This is a genomic window from Azospirillum endophyticum (genome assembly GCF_016595245.1).
Lineage (GTDB): Bacteria > Pseudomonadota > Alphaproteobacteria > Azospirillales > Azospirillaceae > Azospirillum > Azospirillum endophyticum.
On sequence record NZ_JAENHM010000030.1, the window covers coordinates 334720 to 352650 of the forward strand.

Annotated in this window: 18 protein-coding genes; 15 read left to right on the forward strand and 3 right to left on the reverse strand. The window is 68.2% G+C overall.

The window, feature by feature from the left end; translation table 11 throughout:
* Positions 1-91 precede the first annotated feature (91 nt).
* The 6 genes from JHL17_RS11000 to JHL17_RS11025 all read left to right on the forward strand — a co-directional run bounded on the left by JHL17_RS11000 (position 92) and on the right by JHL17_RS11025 (position 4050).
* Positions 92-568 (forward strand): tetratricopeptide repeat protein, encoded by a 477-nt coding sequence (locus JHL17_RS11000; protein WP_247893450.1) that lies wholly within the window; start codon positions 92-94, stop codon positions 566-568.
* A gap of 222 nt (positions 569-790) precedes the next feature.
* Positions 791-1159 (forward strand): 30S ribosomal protein S13, encoded by a 369-nt coding sequence (gene rpsM, locus JHL17_RS11005; RefSeq protein ID WP_200192960.1) that lies wholly within the window; start codon positions 791-793, stop codon positions 1157-1159.
* 15 nt (positions 1160-1174) lie between these two features.
* Positions 1175-1573, forward strand: a complete 399-nt coding sequence (gene rpsK / locus JHL17_RS11010; protein ID WP_012974490.1) for a 30S ribosomal protein S11 — start codon at positions 1175-1177, stop codon at positions 1571-1573.
* Between the two features lie 136 nt (positions 1574-1709).
* Positions 1710-2726 carry a DNA-directed RNA polymerase subunit alpha gene (locus JHL17_RS11015; RefSeq protein WP_098739536.1) on the forward strand — a complete coding sequence of 339 codons (1017 nt, stop codon included), beginning with the start codon at positions 1710-1712 and terminating at the stop codon, positions 2724-2726.
* A gap of 159 nt (positions 2727-2885) precedes the next feature.
* Positions 2886-3314 (forward strand): 50S ribosomal protein L17, encoded by a 429-nt coding sequence (gene rplQ / locus JHL17_RS11020; RefSeq protein ID WP_200192962.1) that lies wholly within the window; start codon positions 2886-2888, stop codon positions 3312-3314.
* A gap of 157 nt (positions 3315-3471) precedes the next feature.
* Positions 3472-4050 carry a YqaA family protein gene (locus JHL17_RS11025; RefSeq protein WP_200192964.1) on the forward strand — a complete coding sequence of 193 codons (579 nt, stop codon included), beginning with the start codon at positions 3472-3474 and terminating at the stop codon, positions 4048-4050.
* A gap of 29 nt (positions 4051-4079) precedes the next feature.
* On the opposite strand, the gene JHL17_RS11030 is transcribed toward JHL17_RS11025, so the two are convergent.
* Positions 4080-4352 carry a hypothetical protein gene (locus JHL17_RS11030; RefSeq protein WP_200192966.1) on the reverse strand — a complete coding sequence of 91 codons (273 nt, stop codon included), beginning with the start codon at positions 4350-4352 and terminating at the stop codon, positions 4080-4082.
* 124 nt (positions 4353-4476) lie between these two features.
* Between JHL17_RS11030 and JHL17_RS11035 the strand changes: the two genes are divergently transcribed.
* Positions 4477-4845 (forward strand): hypothetical protein, encoded by a 369-nt coding sequence (locus tag JHL17_RS11035; RefSeq protein WP_200192968.1) that lies wholly within the window; start codon positions 4477-4479, stop codon positions 4843-4845.
* Positions 4846-4855: 10 nt separating this feature from the next.
* Entirely contained in the window at positions 4856-6175 is a 1320-nt protein-coding gene (locus JHL17_RS11040) for a replication-associated recombination protein A (RefSeq protein ID WP_200192970.1), read from the forward strand.
* 93 nt (positions 6176-6268) lie between these two features.
* On the opposite strand, the gene JHL17_RS11045 is transcribed toward JHL17_RS11040, so the two are convergent.
* Together JHL17_RS11045 and JHL17_RS11050 are read right to left on the reverse strand one after the other, a co-directional pair.
* Positions 6269-6496, reverse strand: coding sequence for a hypothetical protein (locus JHL17_RS11045; protein WP_200192972.1), 228 nt, complete (start codon positions 6494-6496; stop codon positions 6269-6271).
* A 182-nt stretch (positions 6497-6678) separates the two neighbouring features.
* Complete coding sequence (locus JHL17_RS11050; RefSeq protein ID WP_211113382.1) at positions 6679-7536, reverse strand: cell envelope integrity EipB family protein; 858 nt, start codon at positions 7534-7536, stop codon at positions 6679-6681.
* A gap of 108 nt (positions 7537-7644) precedes the next feature.
* Between JHL17_RS11050 and JHL17_RS11055 the strand changes: the two genes are divergently transcribed.
* The 7 genes from JHL17_RS11055 (at position 7645) to JHL17_RS11085 (ending at position 17887) form a co-directional block, all read left to right on the forward strand.
* On the forward strand, positions 7645-8649 hold the full coding sequence (locus JHL17_RS11055) for a 2-hydroxyacid dehydrogenase (protein WP_200192976.1): 1005 nt from the start codon (positions 7645-7647) through the stop codon (positions 8647-8649).
* 230 nt (positions 8650-8879) lie between these two features.
* Complete coding sequence (locus JHL17_RS11060) at positions 8880-9596, forward strand: GGDEF domain-containing protein (RefSeq protein ID WP_200192978.1); 717 nt, start codon at positions 8880-8882, stop codon at positions 9594-9596.
* A 329-nt stretch (positions 9597-9925) separates the two neighbouring features.
* On the forward strand, positions 9926-10333 hold the full coding sequence (locus JHL17_RS11065; RefSeq protein ID WP_200192980.1) for a response regulator: 408 nt from the start codon (positions 9926-9928) through the stop codon (positions 10331-10333).
* 41 nt (positions 10334-10374) lie between these two features.
* Positions 10375-11769, forward strand: a complete 1395-nt coding sequence (locus tag JHL17_RS11070) for a PleD family two-component system response regulator (RefSeq protein ID WP_200192982.1) — start codon at positions 10375-10377, stop codon at positions 11767-11769.
* A 100-nt stretch (positions 11770-11869) separates the two neighbouring features.
* Positions 11870-12535: a phosphatase PAP2 family protein gene (locus tag JHL17_RS11075; RefSeq protein WP_200192984.1), complete on the forward strand. Its 666-nt coding sequence runs from the start codon at positions 11870-11872 to the stop codon at positions 12533-12535.
* 207 nt (positions 12536-12742) lie between these two features.
* Positions 12743-16237 (forward strand): DEAD/DEAH box helicase, encoded by a 3495-nt coding sequence (locus JHL17_RS11080; protein ID WP_200192986.1) that lies wholly within the window; start codon positions 12743-12745, stop codon positions 16235-16237.
* A 99-nt stretch (positions 16238-16336) separates the two neighbouring features.
* Entirely contained in the window at positions 16337-17887 is a 1551-nt protein-coding gene (locus JHL17_RS11085; protein WP_200192987.1) for a tetratricopeptide repeat protein, read from the forward strand.
* The last annotated feature ends 44 nt before the right edge of the window (positions 17888-17931 follow it).

Here is a 17931-nt window from a genome sequence, read left to right on the forward strand (position 1 = left end):
AATTTGGGGCATGATGATTCGACGCTTCTTTTCCTTGACTGTGCTTTTGCTGATGACCCTTGGGGTGCCGGCCGGGGCTGGACAGGGGAACATGCGTCTCGACAGTCTTTTCCAGGCCTTGCATGCCACCAGCGACGCGGCCTATGCCGAATCGGTGGAGGAGCATATCTGGGACTTCTGGCTGGATCATCCCGATCCGGTGATGCTGCGCGACATGCGCGCAGGCGTGTCCAGCCTCAACGGCGACGATTACGAATCGGCACTGCACGCCTTCGATTCGGCGGTCGCCCGCGACCCGTCCTATGCCGAAGGTTGGAACAAGCGCGCCGCCACCCATTACATGCTGGGCGACTACCGCTCCGCCATGCTGGACCTGCACCATGCCTTGTCGCTGGAGCCCCGCCATTTCGGGGCGCTGGTGGAGATGGGGCTGGTCTACCTGGCGCTCGGCGACGAGAAGCCGGCCCTGCGTGCCTTCGATGCGGCCTTGAAGATCAATCCGCATCTCGCCCAGGTTCGGGCACAGGTCGACGCGATCCGGCAGCGGGCGGCGGGGACCGAGCTGTAACCGCTCGTCCGCGCGTCCCGATTGGGTCGTTGCCGCCATCGCCGCAGCGATCGGCCTTGACAAGTTCCGGGGTTTTCCTATAGTCGCACCCTCTCGTCGCCCCGCAAGGGTGGCGGGAAGCATTGTGCGTTCCTGGTTCCGGCGTGGTGCCGGACGGGATTTGCTCGGTGTGTAGGTGGCCCGACGGGCTGCCGTTGAGATATCGAGATCGAGGAGAGTAGCGTGGCGCGTATCGCTGGCGTCAACATCCCCGCGCAGAAGCGTGTGGAGATCGGGTTGACCTACATCCATGGCATCGGCCCCTTCAAGGCCAAGCAAATCTGCGCGAAGCTGGAGATCCCGGCCGAGCGTCGCGTGAACGAGCTGACGGACGACGAAGTCCTGAAGATCCGCGAGACCATCGACGCCGATTACCGCGTCGAAGGCGATCTTCGTCGTGAAGTCGCGATGAACATCAAGCGTCTGATGGATCTGGGCTGCTACCGCGGCCTGCGTCACCGTAAGGGCCTGCCGGTCCGCGGCCAGCGCACCCATACGAACGCCCGCACCCGCAAGGGTCCGGCCAAGCCGATCGCCGGCAAGAAGAAGTAAGAGGACGAACGCAAAATGGCAAAGCCCTCCGCCGCTTCTCAGCGCCTGCGTCGTCGCGAGCGCAAGAACATCACCGCCGGCGTCGCTCACGTGAACGCCTCGTTCAACAACACGATGATCACCATCACCGACGCGCAGGGCAACACCATTGCCTGGTCGTCGTCGGGCACCATGGGCTTCAAGGGTTCGCGCAAGTCGACGCCCTACGCCGCCCAGGTGGCTGCCGAGGATGCCGGCCGCAAGGCGCAGGAACACGGCATGAAGACGCTGGAAGTCGAAGTCAAGGGTCCGGGTTCGGGGCGTGAGTCCGCCCTGCGCGCCCTGCAGTCGATCGGCTTCCAGATCACCTCGATCCGCGACGTCACGCCGATCCCGCACAACGGCGTTCGCCCGCCGAAGAAGCGTCGCGTCTGAGTTCAGTACCGTTTCCGCACCCGCGGGGACCGACCGTTCCGGGACAGGGGGCCGCAGCCATCGCGGCCCCTTCAGCATGGGAACGGCTTCGGCCCCGCGGGTTCGTGTCCACCCGATGGCATCTTGAGGTCTACCCGTGCTTCAGAAGAACTGGCAGGAACTGATTAAGCCGAGCAAGCTGGACATCCAGCCCGGCGACGATGCCGACCGCTTCGCGACCGTGGTCGCCGAACCGCTGGAACGCGGCTTCGGCCTGACGCTCGGCAACGCGCTGCGCCGCATCCTGCTCTCCTCGCTGCAGGGCGCCGCGGTCACGTCGATCCACATCGACGGCGTGCTGCACGAGTTCTCGTCGATTCCCGGCGTCCGCGAGGACGTGACCGACATCGTCCTGAACATCAAGACGATGGGTCTGCGCATGGGCGGCGACGGCCCGAAGCGCATGCGCCTGCGCGCCGAAGGCCCGGGCGAGGTCAAGGCCGGCATGATCGAGACCGGTCCCGACATCCAGGTCATGGACCCGGAACTGATCATCTGCACGCTGGACAACGGCGCGCGGCTGAACATGGAACTGACGGTCGAGACCGGCAAGGGCTATGTCCCGGCCAGCCAGAACCGTCCGGAAGACGCGCCGATCGGCCTGATTCCGATCGACGCCCTGTTCTCGCCGGTCCGCAAGGTGTCCTACAAGGTCGACAACGCCCGCGTCGGGCAGGTCACCGACTATGACCGCCTGTCGATGACGGTGGAGACCAACGGTTCGGTCAAGCCGGACGACGCGGTGGCGCTCGCCGCCCGCATCCTGCAGGACCAGCTGCAGCTGTTCATCAACTTCGAGGAGCCGACGCACGCCGTCTCCGAGGAGAAGCACGAGGAGGTTCCGTTCAACAAGAACCTGCTCCGCAAGGTGGACGAGCTGGAGCTGTCGGTCCGTTCGGCCAACTGCCTCAAGAACGACAACATCGTCTACATCGGCGACCTGGTGCAGAAGACGGAAGCGGAAATGCTCCGCACCCCGAACTTCGGCCGCAAGTCGCTGAACGAGATCAAGGAAGTGCTGTCCCAGATGGGCCTGCACCTCGGTATGGAAATCCCGAACTGGCCGCCGGAGAACATCGAAGAGCTGGCCAAGCGTCTGGAAGAGCCGTACTAAGCATCTCGCGTTATCCGCGCCCTTGCCGTCTCGGAACGGGAAGGGCGCGTTTCCCAGGGCCGCCACGGCCCGACCCCATCGCCGTACCAGCGTTACGACTGGGCGGCGGGGTTCACGATCGGCTCCCCGAGGGGGGCCATGCCATGAAGGAGGACCGCCATGCGTCACGGCGTTTCGGGACGTAAGTTCAGCAAGACCAGCAGCCACCGCAAGGCCATGTTCTCGAACATGGCGAACGCGGTGATCAAGCACGAGCAGATCTCCACCACCCTGCCGAAGGCGAAGGACCTGCGTCCGATCGTCGACAAGCTGATCACGCTCGGCAAGAAGGGTGGCTTGGCCAACCGTCGTCTGGCTTTCGCCCAGCTGCGCGACAACGATACGGTGACCAAGCTGTTCACCGTCCTGGCCGACCGCTACAAGGACCGCCAGGGTGGCTACAGCCGCGTCCTGAAGGCCGGCTTCCGCTATGGCGACGCCGCCGACATGGCGGTGTTCGAGCTGGTCGACCGCGACGTCGCCGCCAAGGGCCTGGATTCCGGCCCGACGCAGGACGCCGTCGAGGCCGAGGGCGAGACTGCCGAGTAACATGACCGCACATCGTGCCAGTCTTCCGCACGGTGCGGCATCGGGCCTCAGGGCCTCTTGTCGGATTGGATGGGACTGCCGATATCGGTGATGCTTTGGACCCTTCCTTCGGGGCTTACCCCCTGAAGGAGGGGTTTTCTCTTATGTGGCCGGTCGAATGTTGCGTTCTCTTTACACGCGAATCCAGCGCCTCGCCGCCCGCGACGATGCGGTCTGGTGGATGTCGGCGATCTCCTTCGCCGAAAGCTCCTTCTTCCCGTTGCCGCCGGACATCATGCTGGTGCCGATGTGTCTGGGGAAGCCGAAGCGACTCTGGTTCTACACCAACATCTGCGCGCTCGCGTCGCTGATCGGCGGCCTGCTGGGCTATGCGCTGGGCTTCTATCTGTTCGAGAGCGTCGGGCGGATGATCATCGACTTCTACAATGCGCAGGAGTCGTTCCATCATTTCCAGGAGATGTTCGCCGAGTTCGGCCCCTGGTTCCTGATCCTGAAGGGGGTGACGCCGATCCCCTACAAGCTGCTGACGATCACCGCAGGATTCGCCCATCTCGATCTGACGGTCTTCATCCTCTGTTCGATCGTCGCGCGCTTTTCCCGCTTCTACATGATCGCCATCCTGCTACACTTCTACGGCCCGCAGGTCCAGCACATCATCGAGAAGCGCCTGATGCTGGTGGCCACCGTCCTTCTGGTCGTGGTGGTCGGCGGCCTGCTCAGCTTCAAGTTCGTCTGACCGGTCTCGCTTTGCCGGTCAGGTGCCGGTCAATCGGGCGTGCCCTGGTCCGGGCGGTTGCGCCGGGACGGCGGCAGGGCGTCGCGGTCGGCCCGGTCGCGGCGCACGATCAGCACGATGGCGACCGCCACGAACAGCCCGCCCAGCAGCGGAAGGATCATCTCGCCCATGCCGATGTTGGGCAGCGCCAGCGCGCGCGAGGCCAGCATGACGAGGCCGAGGACCAGCAGCCCCAGCAGCAGCCGCAGGGACCGGTTGGGCGACGGGCTGCGCGGTGGTCCGCCGTGCGATTTCGGTGTCATTTCAGTCATTCCCTTCTTGCTTCGGTTATCGGCATAGTGGAGACCGAACGGGGGATGGTCCAGAGGGGTGTGGCATTCCGTCATGCCCATGACCGTCCTCACAACAAGAAGAATAGGAGCCGTCGTGGCTATCTTTCGTCCGGTCCGCCTCATCGCTCCGCTCTTGGCCATCGCGCTGGCCGGTCTGTCGGCCTGCGCCGACCGTCCGGCCTCGCGTCCCGCCTCCGGCCCGGCACCCACCGTCACCGTGGTTCCCGGACCGTCGACTCCGCGCGGCGGCGCCGACGACCAGTCGCTGCGGATCGACGGCGGCACCGACGCCGGTGCCTCCTGCCAGGCCCAGTGCGAGCGCAGCCACAATGTCTGCATGGATTCGGTGGCGGCGCGCAACCAGGGCGGCATCGACCGCACCGACTCGACTCCCTTCAGCCCGACCGACAATTGCAGCTTCCAGCTGAAGCAGTGCTATCAGCGCTGCGGCGCGGCGCGCTGAGGCATCGGCCATGGCGAAGCGAGGCGAGTCGGGTGGGGATGCCGGGCTGTTCGAATCGGCGGCTCCCCGTCCGCTCGCCGACCGGCTGCGCCCGCGCACGCTGGACGAGGTGGTCGGGCAGGACCATCTGCTGAAGCCGGACGGCCCGCTGGGCCGCATGGTCGCGGCCCGGCGGCTGGCCTCCATGATCCTGTGGGGGCCGCCCGGCTGCGGTAAGACCACCATCGCCCGCCTGCTGGCCCACAGCACCGACCTGCATTTCGAACCGTTGTCGGCGGTCTTCTCCGGCGTCGCCGACCTGCGCAAGGTCTTCGACGCCGCCCGCGCCCGGCGGGTGGCGGGGCAGGGCACCCTGCTGTTCATCGACGAGATCCATCGCTTCAACCGCTCGCAGCAGGACGGTTTCCTGCCCTTCGTCGAGGACGGCACCGTCACGTTGGTGGGGGCCACCACCGAGAATCCGTCCTTCGAGCTGAACGCCGCCTTGCTGTCGCGGGCGCAGGTGTTCGTGCTGAGCCGGCTGGACGATGCGGCGCTGGAAAAGCTGCTGTCGCGGGCGGAGGCGGAGATGGGCCGGCCCCTGCCGCTGGACGCCGACGCCCGCGCCGCGGTGAAGGCGATGGCCGACGGCGACGGCCGCTTCTGCCTCAACCTGTGCGAGGAGCTGTTCGCGCTGCCCGGCGATGCGGTGCTGGACACCAAGGCGCTGGCCGCCACCATCCAGCGCCGCGCCCCGCTCTACGACAAGGCGCAGGAGGGGCACTACAACCTGATCAGCGCCCTGCACAAGTCGCTGCGCGGCTCGGACACCGACGCGGCGCTCTACTGGTACAGCCGCATGCTGGATGGCGGCGAGGATCCGCGCTACATCGCGCGGCGGCTGACCCGCTTCGCGGTGGAGGATGTCGGGCTCGCCGATCCCAACGCCCTGACCCAGGCCATCGCCGCGTGGGAGGCCTATGAGCGTCTGGGCAGCCCCGAGGGTGAATTGGCCCTGGCGCAGCTGGTGATCTATCTGGGGACGGCGCCCAAGTCGAATGCCGGCTACACGGCCTACAAGGCGTCCGTACGCGCGGCGAAGGAGACCGGGTCGCTGATGCCGCCCAAGCATATCCTGAACGCGCCGACCAAGCTGATGAAGAGCATCGGCTACGGCAAGGGATACGAGTACGACCACGACACGGCGGATGGCTTTTCCGGCCAGAACTATTTCCCGGAGGGAATGGCGCGGCGCGAGTTCTATCAGCCGGTGGAACGGGGGTTCGAGCGCGACCTGCGCAAGCGGCAGGATTACTGGGCCAAGCTGCGCGAGCGCCGGGGCGAGGAGTAGGCCTTTGCCCGCGATCGTCCCCGTCCGTCTCCGACTCGTGGAGGACGGACGGGACCGGGGGGCTTTTCGAAACCGTGATCTTCGGCGAAACCCTTACGCCGCCATCCCGTCCGCCGGCGCCGAAGCGATCAGGCGGTAGTGGCTGGTGTCGGCGAGAACCGAGCAGCTCAAGGTCTTCGACACGCCCTCGTCTTCGGTGCTGACGACTCGGGCGTGGGGAATGCCCAGCAGGTTGACCGTTGCCGTCACCCGCCAACCGCGGCCGGCAGCGGTGCCGACCGGTTGGAAAACCTGCCCGATCTGGACATGCTTCTTGCTCATGACGGAATTTCCTCGGACGGTCGGCCGTCCCACGGGAAACCGGCCTGTTGCGCAAAACTCAACCGACAGTTAAGCGCAGTGGCGAGTCGCGATCAACAGGGAAACATCGCACAGTCCGCGGGCCGACATATTCCCGGTGAAATGTCACGGGCGCCGGGCGACCCCGGCGGCCGGTCTTCCCGTCAGCACCCCGACTTCGGCAGGGCCTCGATCTTGTCCAGCACCGCATTGACGGTGAAATCGCCATAGTCGATCTGCATGGACTCGGCGATGCCGTTTTCCAGCAGGTGCAGGCTCATCTCATATTCCGGCTGGGCCGAATCGCTCTGGACCGGGAAGAAGGCCATGCGGACCGGCCAAGCCCGTCCCACCTTCAGCAGCGGCTCCTTGCCTGCGTCCTTCGGCTTGCCCGGCTTGCCGACGACGGTCGACACTTCGGTCGGTCCTTCCGCGTCGGACCCGTCGAAGATGGTGCGGGTGAAGAACGCTTCCTTCCGCTCCGCATGGTCCAGGATTGCCAGCGTATGGGCGGTCGGGAACATGGTGCCGGCCGGCAGTTCCATCTCCTGCGGTTCGGGCTTGGTGAACTGGGCGCTCCCGGCGCCGTCGCGGCTCAGGTTGGCCTCGCCCCGCACCTCCTCGTCGACCTCGCCGTTGACCAGCTTGCGGACGTTGAAGCGGTAGCGCAGGCCGTCCTTCGACTCCCACGTCGTGTAGTTCGTGTTCATCGCCATGTCGTCGCCCTCGCTGTAGACGAAGCGCAGCTGGAAGCGCTGCTCCGTCGTCCAGCCGTCGCAGGCGTCGGCCCATTCGAACATCATGCGGCCACGGACGTCGCTGACCTTCGATCCGTTGCGCGCCGACGCCAGCGACATGGTGTAGATCGCCCGGTGCGGCTGGATCTTGGCCGCCACCGCCGCCATCGAGGTTGCGGCCGGCTGAGCCAGGACGGGGGAGGCCGCGAGGAGGGCTCCGGTGGAAACGGCGGCTGCGATGACCGCGCCAACGGTTGCCGGAAGGGCGGAGAGACGGTCGAGCAAGACGGGATCCACAGGTGATTGACGGCTCTCGGTGAAGTATGGGTGTTTTTGCCGCGGTCCGAAAGGCCCGACACCCGAATGTCCTATCAATGGAAGGGAACCGCCGGAATGACAAGCCCTGCCGAGATGCCGCTTGACACTGTCGCCGCCCGCCCGGTGCTGTTGCTGACCCGCCGCCTGCCTGACGCGGTGGAGGCGCGGGCGTCGCGCGACTACCGCGCGGTCCTGAATCCCGACGACCGCGCGTTCAGCGGAACGGAGATCGCCGCGCGCGCCGCCGAGGCCGGGGCCGAGGCCGTGCTGTGCTGTGCCGGCGACCGGTTGGACGACGCCGCCATCGCGGCGCTGCCGGATCGGGTGCGGGTGCTGGCGACCTTCTCCGTCGGCACCGACCATATCGATCTGGAAGCGGCCCGCGCCCGCGGCCTGACCGTCACCAACACGCCCGACGTGCTGACCGACGCCACCGCCGACATCGCCCTGCTTCTCCTGTTGGGGGCTGCACGCCGCGCTTCGGAAGGGGAGCGGTTGATCCGCGCCGGCGCCTGGACCGGCTGGACCCCGACCCAGCTGATGGGCACCCATGTCGGCGGCAAGCGGCTGGGGATCGTCGGCATGGGCCGGATCGGCCAGGCGGTGGCGGCCCGCGCCCGCGCCTTCGGCATGGCCATCCATTACAGCAACCGGCGCCGTCTGGCCCCGGACCTCGAACTGGGCGCCACCTATCACGCCGATCCCGAGGCGATGCTGCCGGTGTGCGACGTGTTGTCGCTTCACTTCCCCGCCACGGCGGAAACCCGGCATTGGTTGAACGCCGAACGGATCGGGCGGCTGCCGCCGGGCGCCATCCTGATCAACACCGCGCGCGGCAGCGTGGTGGACGACGCCGCCGTGATCGACGCGCTGAAGGCCGGACGGCTGGCTGCCGCCGGACTCGACGTGTTCGAGAACGAACCGAACCTGCATCCCGGCTACCGCGACCTGCCCAACGCCTTCCTGCTGCCGCATCTGGGCAGCGCCACGGTCGAGACGCGGAACGCGATGGGGTTCAAGGCGCTGGACAACATCGATGCGGTCATGGCCGGCCGTCCGGCTCCCGACCGAGTGGGGTGAAGGCGGCCGAAGCTTCCGGGTCCCGGCAGGGATTTCCTGCCCCGAACGGATGGGGTGGGCAGAAGCTGCCGGTCCGGTGGGAAAGAGGCTCCACCTCCGTCCGGTGATCCGGCGGCACAATCGGCGGGAAATTGATAAAATGCTTGGTATCTCAGGGGCGCGACGACTTGGCATGTCCGTTGCTTAGGTAGAGGGCGAAGTGTTCCGACCTTCATCTGAGGAGCCGACCCATGAACGCCATCGTCGCCGCACTGGACCTGAAGCACCACGTCTCCGACCGTTTCGACGCGCCGGTCGGCTGGTCGCCGGTTGCGCTGGCTTCGCGTGTCGGGCTGGTGCGGGGCACCGAGCGTCAGGCGCTGGACGAGACGATCGCGCTGCTCGCCGAGGCCAATGAGACGATCGCCGAGTTGCAGGAGCGCATCGCCTATCTGGAAAGCCTGACGATGACGGACGAGCTGACCGGCCTGCTGAACCGGCGCGGCTTCTACAGCCACTTCCGCCGCGAACTGGCGTCGGCCCGCCGCCACGGGTCCGCCGGCGGCCTGCTGGTCATGATCGACCTGGACGGCTTCAAGGCCATCAACGACACCCACGGCCATGTCGCCGGCGACGCCTATCTGCGCCAGGTGGCGCGGATGATCGTCGGCAATGTCCGGCAGGAGGACGTGGTCGCCCGGCTGGGCGGCGACGAGTTCGCCGTTCTGCTGACCAACACCGACACCGCCAACGGCCTCGTCCGCGCCCGGCAGCTGGCCGCCATCGCCGACGCCACCCATGTGGAGTGGGGCGGCAAAGCGCTGCCGGTCCGCTTTTCCGTCGGGACCCAGCCCTATGGCGCCGAAGACAGCGAGGATGAGGTGATGCGCCGTGCCGACGCCATGATGTACGGCGCCAAGGGCGCGCGCCGCCGCGATGCCAAGCGCAAGGCCAAGCGGGCGGCCTGAACCGCCGGCGGCTGCGGTTTCCGGGCAGGCCGCCGGCAACGCGCATCCCGTTCCGCGGCCCGATGCCGCCGCTTCGAACCATCCAGGATCGCCCGCGCCCGCCGCGGGCGGTTTTTCGTTTCCGGACAGGGCGGTCGAGGACCGGTAGGGGTCCGGACCGATGGTCCGGTAACGACTATTTAACCGTCGCGACCTAATCAGAAAGGAGGTATACCGGATTTGCGGTTCCGCGATTGCGCCCTTGACCCACCGGTCGAAGGTGGTGGAACCGAGGCGTCCTATGCGGCATCGAACAGCGTGAACGCGGGGGTCAGACCCAGGGAGGATGCATGTCAGCGGAGCCGTGCGGTCCATTGGCGACCGATGGTAAGCCGACCAAGACCGTCCTCATCGTCGAGGACAACGAGCTGAACATGAAGCTCTTTCATGACCTGCTCGAGGCGCATGGCTATGGCACGCTGCAGACCCGCGAAGGCATGGAGGCGATGCGGCTGGCCCGTCAGCACCGTCCCGACCTGATCCTGATGGACATCCAGCTTCCCGAAGTGTCGGGGCTGGAGGTCACCCGCTGGATCAAGGACGACCCGGAGTTGAGAAGCATCCCGGTCGTCGCCGTGACAGCCTTCGCCATGAAGGGCGACGAGGAGAAAATCCGACAGGGTGGCTGCGAGGATTATGTGTCGAAGCCCATCTCGGTCGTCAGGTTCCTCGAAACGGTCAAGAAGTTTCTAGGTTAAGTCGGCTTTCTCTGTAGCAATTCTGCAGGATTTTCCTTCCGATGTCCGCGCGCGTTCTTGTCGTTGACGACGTTCTGCCCAATGTGAAGCTGCTCGCGGCGAAGCTGACGCGCGAGTACTTCAATGTGTTGACGGCCTTCAATGGACCCGACGCGCTGGAGATGGTGCGGAAGGAAGCGCCGGACATCGTGCTGCTGGACGTGATGATGCCGGGCATGGACGGCTTCGAGGTCTGCGAGAAGATCCGCTCCGATCCCGCCACCATGCACATCCCCGTCGTGATGGTCACGGCGCTGTCGGACATCGCCGACCGCGTCCGCGGGCTGGAGGCCGGGGCCGACGATTTCCTGACCAAGCCGGTGAACGACATCGCGCTGTTCGCGCGCGTGCGCTCGCTGGTGCGACTGAAGATGATGATGGACGAATGGCGGCTGCGCGAAAGCACGTCGGGGCAGTTCGGCGTCATCGAGCGCAGCGGCACCATGCTGAGCGAGTCCTTCGAGCGCGCCAGCGTGCTGGTGCTGGAGGACTCCGCTCTCGACCTCGACAAGGTGACGGAGACGCTCCAGCGCGACCACAACACGGTGATGTCGGCCGACACCTGCGCCAAGGCGCTGGAGCGCGCGCTGGGCGGACCGCTCGATCTGGTGGTGGTCAGCCTGACCCTGCTGAACGAGGATGGGCTGCGGCTCTGCTCGCAGCTCCGCTCCCACGAACGCACGCGGCAGGTGCCGATCCTGCTGATGGCGGACGAGGGCGATCTGGGCCAGGTGGCGAAGGGGCTGGAACTCGGCGCCAACGATTACGTCATCAAGCCGGTCGACCGGAACGAACTGCTGGCCCGGGCCCGCACGCAGATCCGGCGCAAGCGCTATCAGGAACGGCTGCGCTCCAACTACGAGCAGAGCCTGTCGATGGCGCTGACCGACAGCCTGACCGGCGTCTTCAACCGCCGCTACGTCAACGCCCATCTGCCCCGGCTGCTGGAACGCGCGATCGACAGCCACAAGCCGGTGTCGGTGCTGATGTTCGACATCGACCATTTCAAGGTGGTCAACGACAGCTACGGCCACGCCATCGGCGACGAGGTCCTGCGCGAGGTTTCCGCCCGCGCCAGCCGCAACCTGCGCACCTTCGACCTCGTCGCCCGCCTGGGCGGCGAGGAGTTCATCGTCATCCTGCCGGACACCGACGGGGAAGCGGCATTGATCGTCGCCGAACGGCTGCGCTCGCGCATTGCCGACACCCCTTTCGCCGTGTCGGCCGGCTGCGGCGAGATCAACGTGACGGTCTCGATCGGCATCTCGATCGGCGGGCGGCTCGGTGATACCGCCGAGGGGCTGATCCGCCGCGCCGACGAGGCGCTGTACGAGGCCAAGCGGTTGGGACGCAACTGCGTCATGGCCGACGCCCGCGCCGACCAGCTGGAAGGATAGGGGCCGGGCGGCCGACTGCCCATCCCTATCCCCTTGCCGTCCGTGCTGCGCCGCACCATCTGCCAAAACCGTTCCTTCCACCGGCATCCATGGGGACCCGATGCTCGCCACAGCCAGCGGCGCCATCACCCATCTGGGCAGCAGCAGCCTTCTCGTTCCGCTTTCCGCCCTCTATGCGACGGCGCTGTGGCGGCATCACTCGGCGCCGCTGGCGTTGCGCTGGCTGCTGGCCCTGTCGCTCTGTCTCGGTGCCATGGTGGTGCTGAAGCTGGTGGGGCATGGCTGCGGCCTGCCGGATTTTCCGCTGTTCCCGTCGCTGTTCGCCGGCGACCGTTTCATCAGCCCCAGCGGCCATGCCGCTTTTTCCGCCGTCTTCTATGGGTCGGTGTCGGCGCTTGCCGCGCGCGGTGCGGACTCCCGCTGGCTCCGGATCGGGCTGCCGCTGGTGGCGGTGGTGCTGGTCCTGGCCATCGGCGCCTCGCGGGTAGCCGTTTCGGCCCATTCCGGGGCGGAGGTGGTGGCGGGGCTGATGATCGGCGGCCTGTCGGCCCTGCTGTTTGTGTGGAGCAGCCGCAAGGACGGCGCACCGCGCCTGCGGCCGTCGCCCTGGTTGGCGGGAGCGATGGCGCTGGGGCTGGTCCTGCTGGTCCATGCCGGCGATCCGTCCTTCGTCGAGGGAACGATCCGCTGGGCGGCTCATCAGCTCGGCAGCGGGGCGGGCTTGTGCGAACTGGCCGGCCGGATGTTTCCGGGCAACCGAGGATAACTCACCAACTGGGGTGAAGCCGGCGGCATCCTGTGTTATGACGGACGGCCGCGCGCGGTTTCGCCGATCGCGGTTCCGCCGCTGCGGCGCCGTTCGCGCCTGTGCTCAAGCCAAGGCTTGCGTCGCGTCACGCAAGCTTCTATACCGACGCCCCGTTTCCGTTCCGTTCCCTTCCGTCCCGTACTGGCCTGGTCCCTCCCGCACCGCATGTCGCTCTTCGATGCCTTGCCGCGTGGCCCGTCCTCGGGTGGCGCCGCCATCCCCTTCGGTCAGGACGACCTGACGCGCGTCTTCGATGCCAAGACGCTGCAGCGCGGTCGCACGCTGATGATGACGGGTGCCGTCACGCTGGGTCCCCCCGGCGGCGACCGGATCGAGGCGGAGGTCAGCGACCTCGGCCGCCGGCTGTCGGTTACGGTGACACCGGTGCAGGGCAAGCGCAGCATCGTGCTCGACCGCACCTGTTCCTGTGGTCGCAATGCCTGCGCCCATATGGCGGCGGCGGCGATGCTGGCGCTGGAAAGCCGGCCGGAGTGGCGCCGGGCCTCGCTGTTCGACGTGGCCGACGTCAAGGCGCCCCTGGCACCGCCGCCCCCTCCGCCGGCACCGGCCGCGCTTCTTCCACCTCCAGCGCCTCAAGCCCCGAAGCCCGCCGCCAAGCCCCCGTTGGCGCTGGTCCATCCGCCCGTGCCGTCACCGGTCCGCGGCGTATCGCCTCCCCCGTCCCAGCCCTCTGCTGCGGTACCGAAGCCCGAGCCGGTGCGCAGCCTGCGTTGGACGCTGGAACCGGGGCAGGGCGACATCGCCTGCTACATCCTGGCGGAATTCGAGACGGACGGGGCCGCCGACGGCAGTCCCGCCACCCCGCGCGACGTTCTGGCGAAGGCGCCGCGCTCGCTGGACGGCGACGCCGACCGCGCCATCGCCCGGCTGCTCGGCGGCGGCGGCACCGAACGCACCCCGATTGCCAAGAGCCGGGGAGAGGCGGTGGACCGTCTGTTGCACCGCCTGCTCTCCACCGGGCGCCTGCGCTGGCGCGACGGGACGCCGCTGGCCGAGGGGCCGGGCCGCACCGTCCGCACCTTCCGCGATCCCGCCACCCGCAAGCTGCGCCCGACCGGCCTGCCCGAACGCAGCGTGCTGGTGAAGGGCCAGTCCTATTGGTGCGTCGACAGCGCCAGCGGCACCGTCTTCCCGGTCGATCTCCAGGTGGTCGAGGTGCCGAAGGCCAAGCCGGTGCCGCCCGCTCCGCCGCCGGTGCCGTCGAAAGCGACCCCGTCGCGTCTGTTCGGCCCCTCGCGCGGTAGCCCCGTGAAACCAGGGCCGGCGTCCATGCCGCGCATTGCCCCGCCGCCGTCCCTCTCGACGCCCGGCTTCCGCGACACCGGCATTCCCGGTGTGCGCAGCGGGGCGGCCGACGCCGCGGCCATCGTCGAGCGGTCGCCCCGCATCATTGCGCGTCTCGGCCGCGTGGTGACGCCGGCCGACGGGCTGGTCGATGTGCTGCGCCTGTCCTTCGACTATGGCGAACCCGGCAACGCGGTGGAGATCGAGCCCGACGACCAGCGCCAGTTCGCCCGCTACGAGGATGATTTCGGCGACGTCACCTTCGTCCGCCGCGACAAGCCCGACGAGCAGGCGGCGCTGGACCGGCTGTCCGGCCTCGGCTTCGCCCAGGCGCGGATCGAGCCGCCGAAGGGCGCGCTGAACGCCCGCGGCTCGCGCGTCCATTGGCTGACCGGCCGCGACGTCGAGGAGCGCTGGCAGCATTTCCTGACCAACGAGGTCCCCGCCCTGACCAAGGCCGGCTGGATCATGGAGGTCGGCGCCGATTTCGGCACCAAGGTGATCGCGCCGGGCGCCGAGGTCGAGGTGGCGGTCCGCGATGCCGGCGACGGCTGGTTCGACCTGGATGTCGGCGTCGAGATCGACGGCGAGCGCCAACCGCTGCTGCCCATCCTCGCCCGTCTGGTCGAGAAGGGCGGCCTGTCGACCACCCGCATCATCGACGGCCGCGCCCACATCGTCCTCGACGACGGCAACGTGCTGGCCCTGCCGGCCGAGCGCATCGAGCGGCTGCTGAGCGTGCTCGAAGCCATGCTGGACAGCGGGCGCAGCAGCGGCGACCGGCTGAAGGTGCCGCTGGCCGAAGCCGACTCGCTGCTGGACATCGACGACCTGATCGCCCGGCGCGGCGACGAGACGGCGCAGATCGACGGCTATCTCCAGCGCCTGCGCGCCGACGAGATGCCGGGCGACATGACCCCGCCGCCGGGCTTCAGGGGCGAGTTGCGCGACTATCAGCGTGCCGGCCTCGCCTGGATGCAGAGCCTGCGCGCCAACAGCGTCGCCGGCATCCTCGCCGACGACATGGGGCTGGGCAAGACCGCGCAGACGCTGGCCCACATCGCCATGGAGGAGCATGAGGGCCGGCTGACCGAGCCCTGCATGGTGGTGGTGCCGACCAGCCTCGTGCCCAACTGGGTGGCGGAATCGGAACGCTTCACCCCGCATCTGCGGGTGGTGGTTCTGCACGGCGTCGACCGCCACGGCAAGCTGTCGGAGATCGACCGCGCCCACATCGTCGTCACCACCTATGGCGTGGTGGCGCGCGACGTCGACCTGCTGAAACGCCTGACCTGGCACATGATCGTGCTGGACGAGGCGCAGGCGATCAAGAATCCCGACGGCAAGGCGACCCGCGCGGTGGCGGCGTTGCCGGCGCGGCACCGGCTTTGCCTGTCCGGCACGCCGGTGGAGAACAATCTGGGCGAGCTGTGGAGCCAGTTCGCCTTCCTGATGCCGGGCCTGCTGGGCGACCGCAAGGATTTCGGCAAGCGCTACCGCGTGCCGATCGAGAAGCGCGGCGACAACACCCGCGCCAACCTGCTGATGCGCCGCATCCGCCCCTTCCTGCTCCGCCGCACCAAGGAGGCGGTGGCGAAGGAGCTGCCGCCGAAGACCGAGGTGGTGGTGCGCATCGACCTGGAGCGCGACCAGCGCGACCTCTACGAGACCATCCGCCTGTCGGTGAACGAGACGGTGCGCGCGGCGCTGGCCGCCAGCGGCAAGGGGCTGGGCCAGAACACCATCGCGGTGATCGACGCGCTGCTGAAGCTGCGCCAGGTCTGCTGCGATCCGCGCCTGCTGAAATCGATCGCCGCGCTCGGCGGCAAGGCGCGGCCGAGCGCCAAGCTGAACGCCCTGACCGAGATGGTGAAGGAGATGGTGCCGGAAGGCCGGCGCATCCTGATCTTCTCGCAGTTCACCACCATGCTCGACCTGATCAAGCTGGAGCTGGAGAAGGCCGCCATCCCCTATGTCGAGCTGACCGGCCGCACGCTGGACCGTGCCGAGCCGGTCAACCGCTTCCAGAACCGCGAGGTTCCGGTCTTCCTCGTCAGCCTGAAGGCCGGCGGCCGCGGACTGAACCTGACCGCCGCCGACACGGTGATCCACTACGATCCCTGGTGGAACCCGGCCGCCGAGGATCAGGCGACCGACCGCGCCTACCGCATCGGCCAGGACAAGCCGGTCTTCGTCTACAAGCTGATCGCCGCCAACACGGTGGAGGAACGCATCCTCGACCTCCAGCGCCGCAAGGGCAGCCTGTCCGACGCCACCATCGAGGGCAAGGGGCTGGTCAGCGCGCTGGATGGCGGCGACATCGACTATCTGCTCGGCGACGGGGAAGAGGAGTAGGCGGCCGTCCCGCATGGCCGTCTCTCATGGCCGCCTCCGCATGGCGGCGTCGACGCGCTCTTCGCCTCTCCTTGCCCGTGATGTGTTTTGGGGGGTGTCATGGCCTCGATTCAGGAAGCCTTGCGGGTTGCCGCCGGCCATCACGGCGCCGGGCGGCTGCGGGAGGCGGAGATCCTCTATGGCCGCATCCTCGACGCCGCTCCCGGAACCCATGCCGCGGCCCATCTGCTGGGCATGCTGCTGGCCCAGGCCGGCCGCTTGGACGAGGCGGTGCCGCGCATCGTCGCGGCGGTGCATGGCCGGCCCGACATGGCCGAGTACCACCGCGACCTCGGCAAGCTGCATCAGGCGCTCGGGCACCCGGCGGAGGCTGCGGCCTGCCAGCGCCGCGCCATCGTCCTGCGGCCGGACGACCCGGCGGTTCCGGCCCTGCTCGCCGTCGCGACGCAGATGCTGGGCGATACCGATGCCGCCATCGAGGCGCTGGGCCGGGCGCTGACGCTGGACCCACGGGATGGGCAGAGCCGGGGGCGTCTGGCCCTGCTGCTGGAACTGCGTGGTCTGCATCACCTGGAGCAGCGGCGGGCGGAGGCGGCGATCACCGACCTGTCGCGCCTGCCGGTGCTGGAGCCGCCGACGGCGGAACGGCTGTTCCAGCTCGGCAACGCCTGGTCCCGTGCCGGCCGGCCGGGTGATGCGCTTGCCCGCTATCGGCAGGCCTTGGCGCTGCAGCCGGATCATGTGGGCGCGCTCTTCAACCTCGGCATCCTGACCCGGCAGGCGGGCGGTCTCGACCTCGCCGCGCTGGAGCAGGCGGCGGCGCTGCTGGGCCGGGCCGTCGCGCTGGCGCCCGACTTTCTCGACGCGCGCGAGAACCTGGCCATCGTCCTGTTCCAGTCCTACCGGGAAGCGGAGTCGTTGGCGCAGATCGACGGGCTTCTCACGCTCAAGGCGCGGATCGCCGCGCAGGAGGGGGCGGCGCTCGCCCTGCCGCCGCTGCGCGCCCGCCCGGCCGCTCCCGAAGGCCGCATCCATGATGTCGTCGCCTTCAGCCTGTGGGGGACGGCCGAAATCTACCGCCGCGGCGCGGTGGAGAACGCCCGGCTGGTGCCGTCGGTCTATCCCGGCTGGACCTGCCGGATTTACCATGACGACAGCCTGCCGCCGGACCTGCTGGCCGAGCTGGATGCGCTGGGGGTGGAACTGGTCGCCATGCCGTCCGGCAGCGGCCCGGTGACCGGGCTCTACTGGCGTTTCCTGGCCTCCGACGATCCCACCGTCCGCCGCTTCGTCTGCCGCGACTGCGATTCGCGGGTCGGTCCGCGCGAACGGGCGGCGGTGGAGGCGTGGATCGCCTCGGGCACGCCCTTCCACGTCATGCGCGACCACCCATTGCACGGCGAGCTGATGCTGGCCGGCATGTGGGGCGGGACCGCCGGCCTGCTGCCGCCGCTGGAGCCGCTGATCGAACGCTTCGCCGCGGCGGAGGCCGATCGCTGGCAGGACCAGCGCTTTCTCCGCTCGCATCTCTGGCCGCTGATCGCCGGAGCCTGTCTGGTCCATGACAGCCACCAGCCCGGTCACGGCCTTCCGTTCCCCGGCCATCCCGGCGATCCGGCGGAGCATGCCGTCGGCCGGCGCGTGGGATAGGCCGCAATCCTGTCCAAGACGTCCGGCGCGCCGCCCTGTTAGAC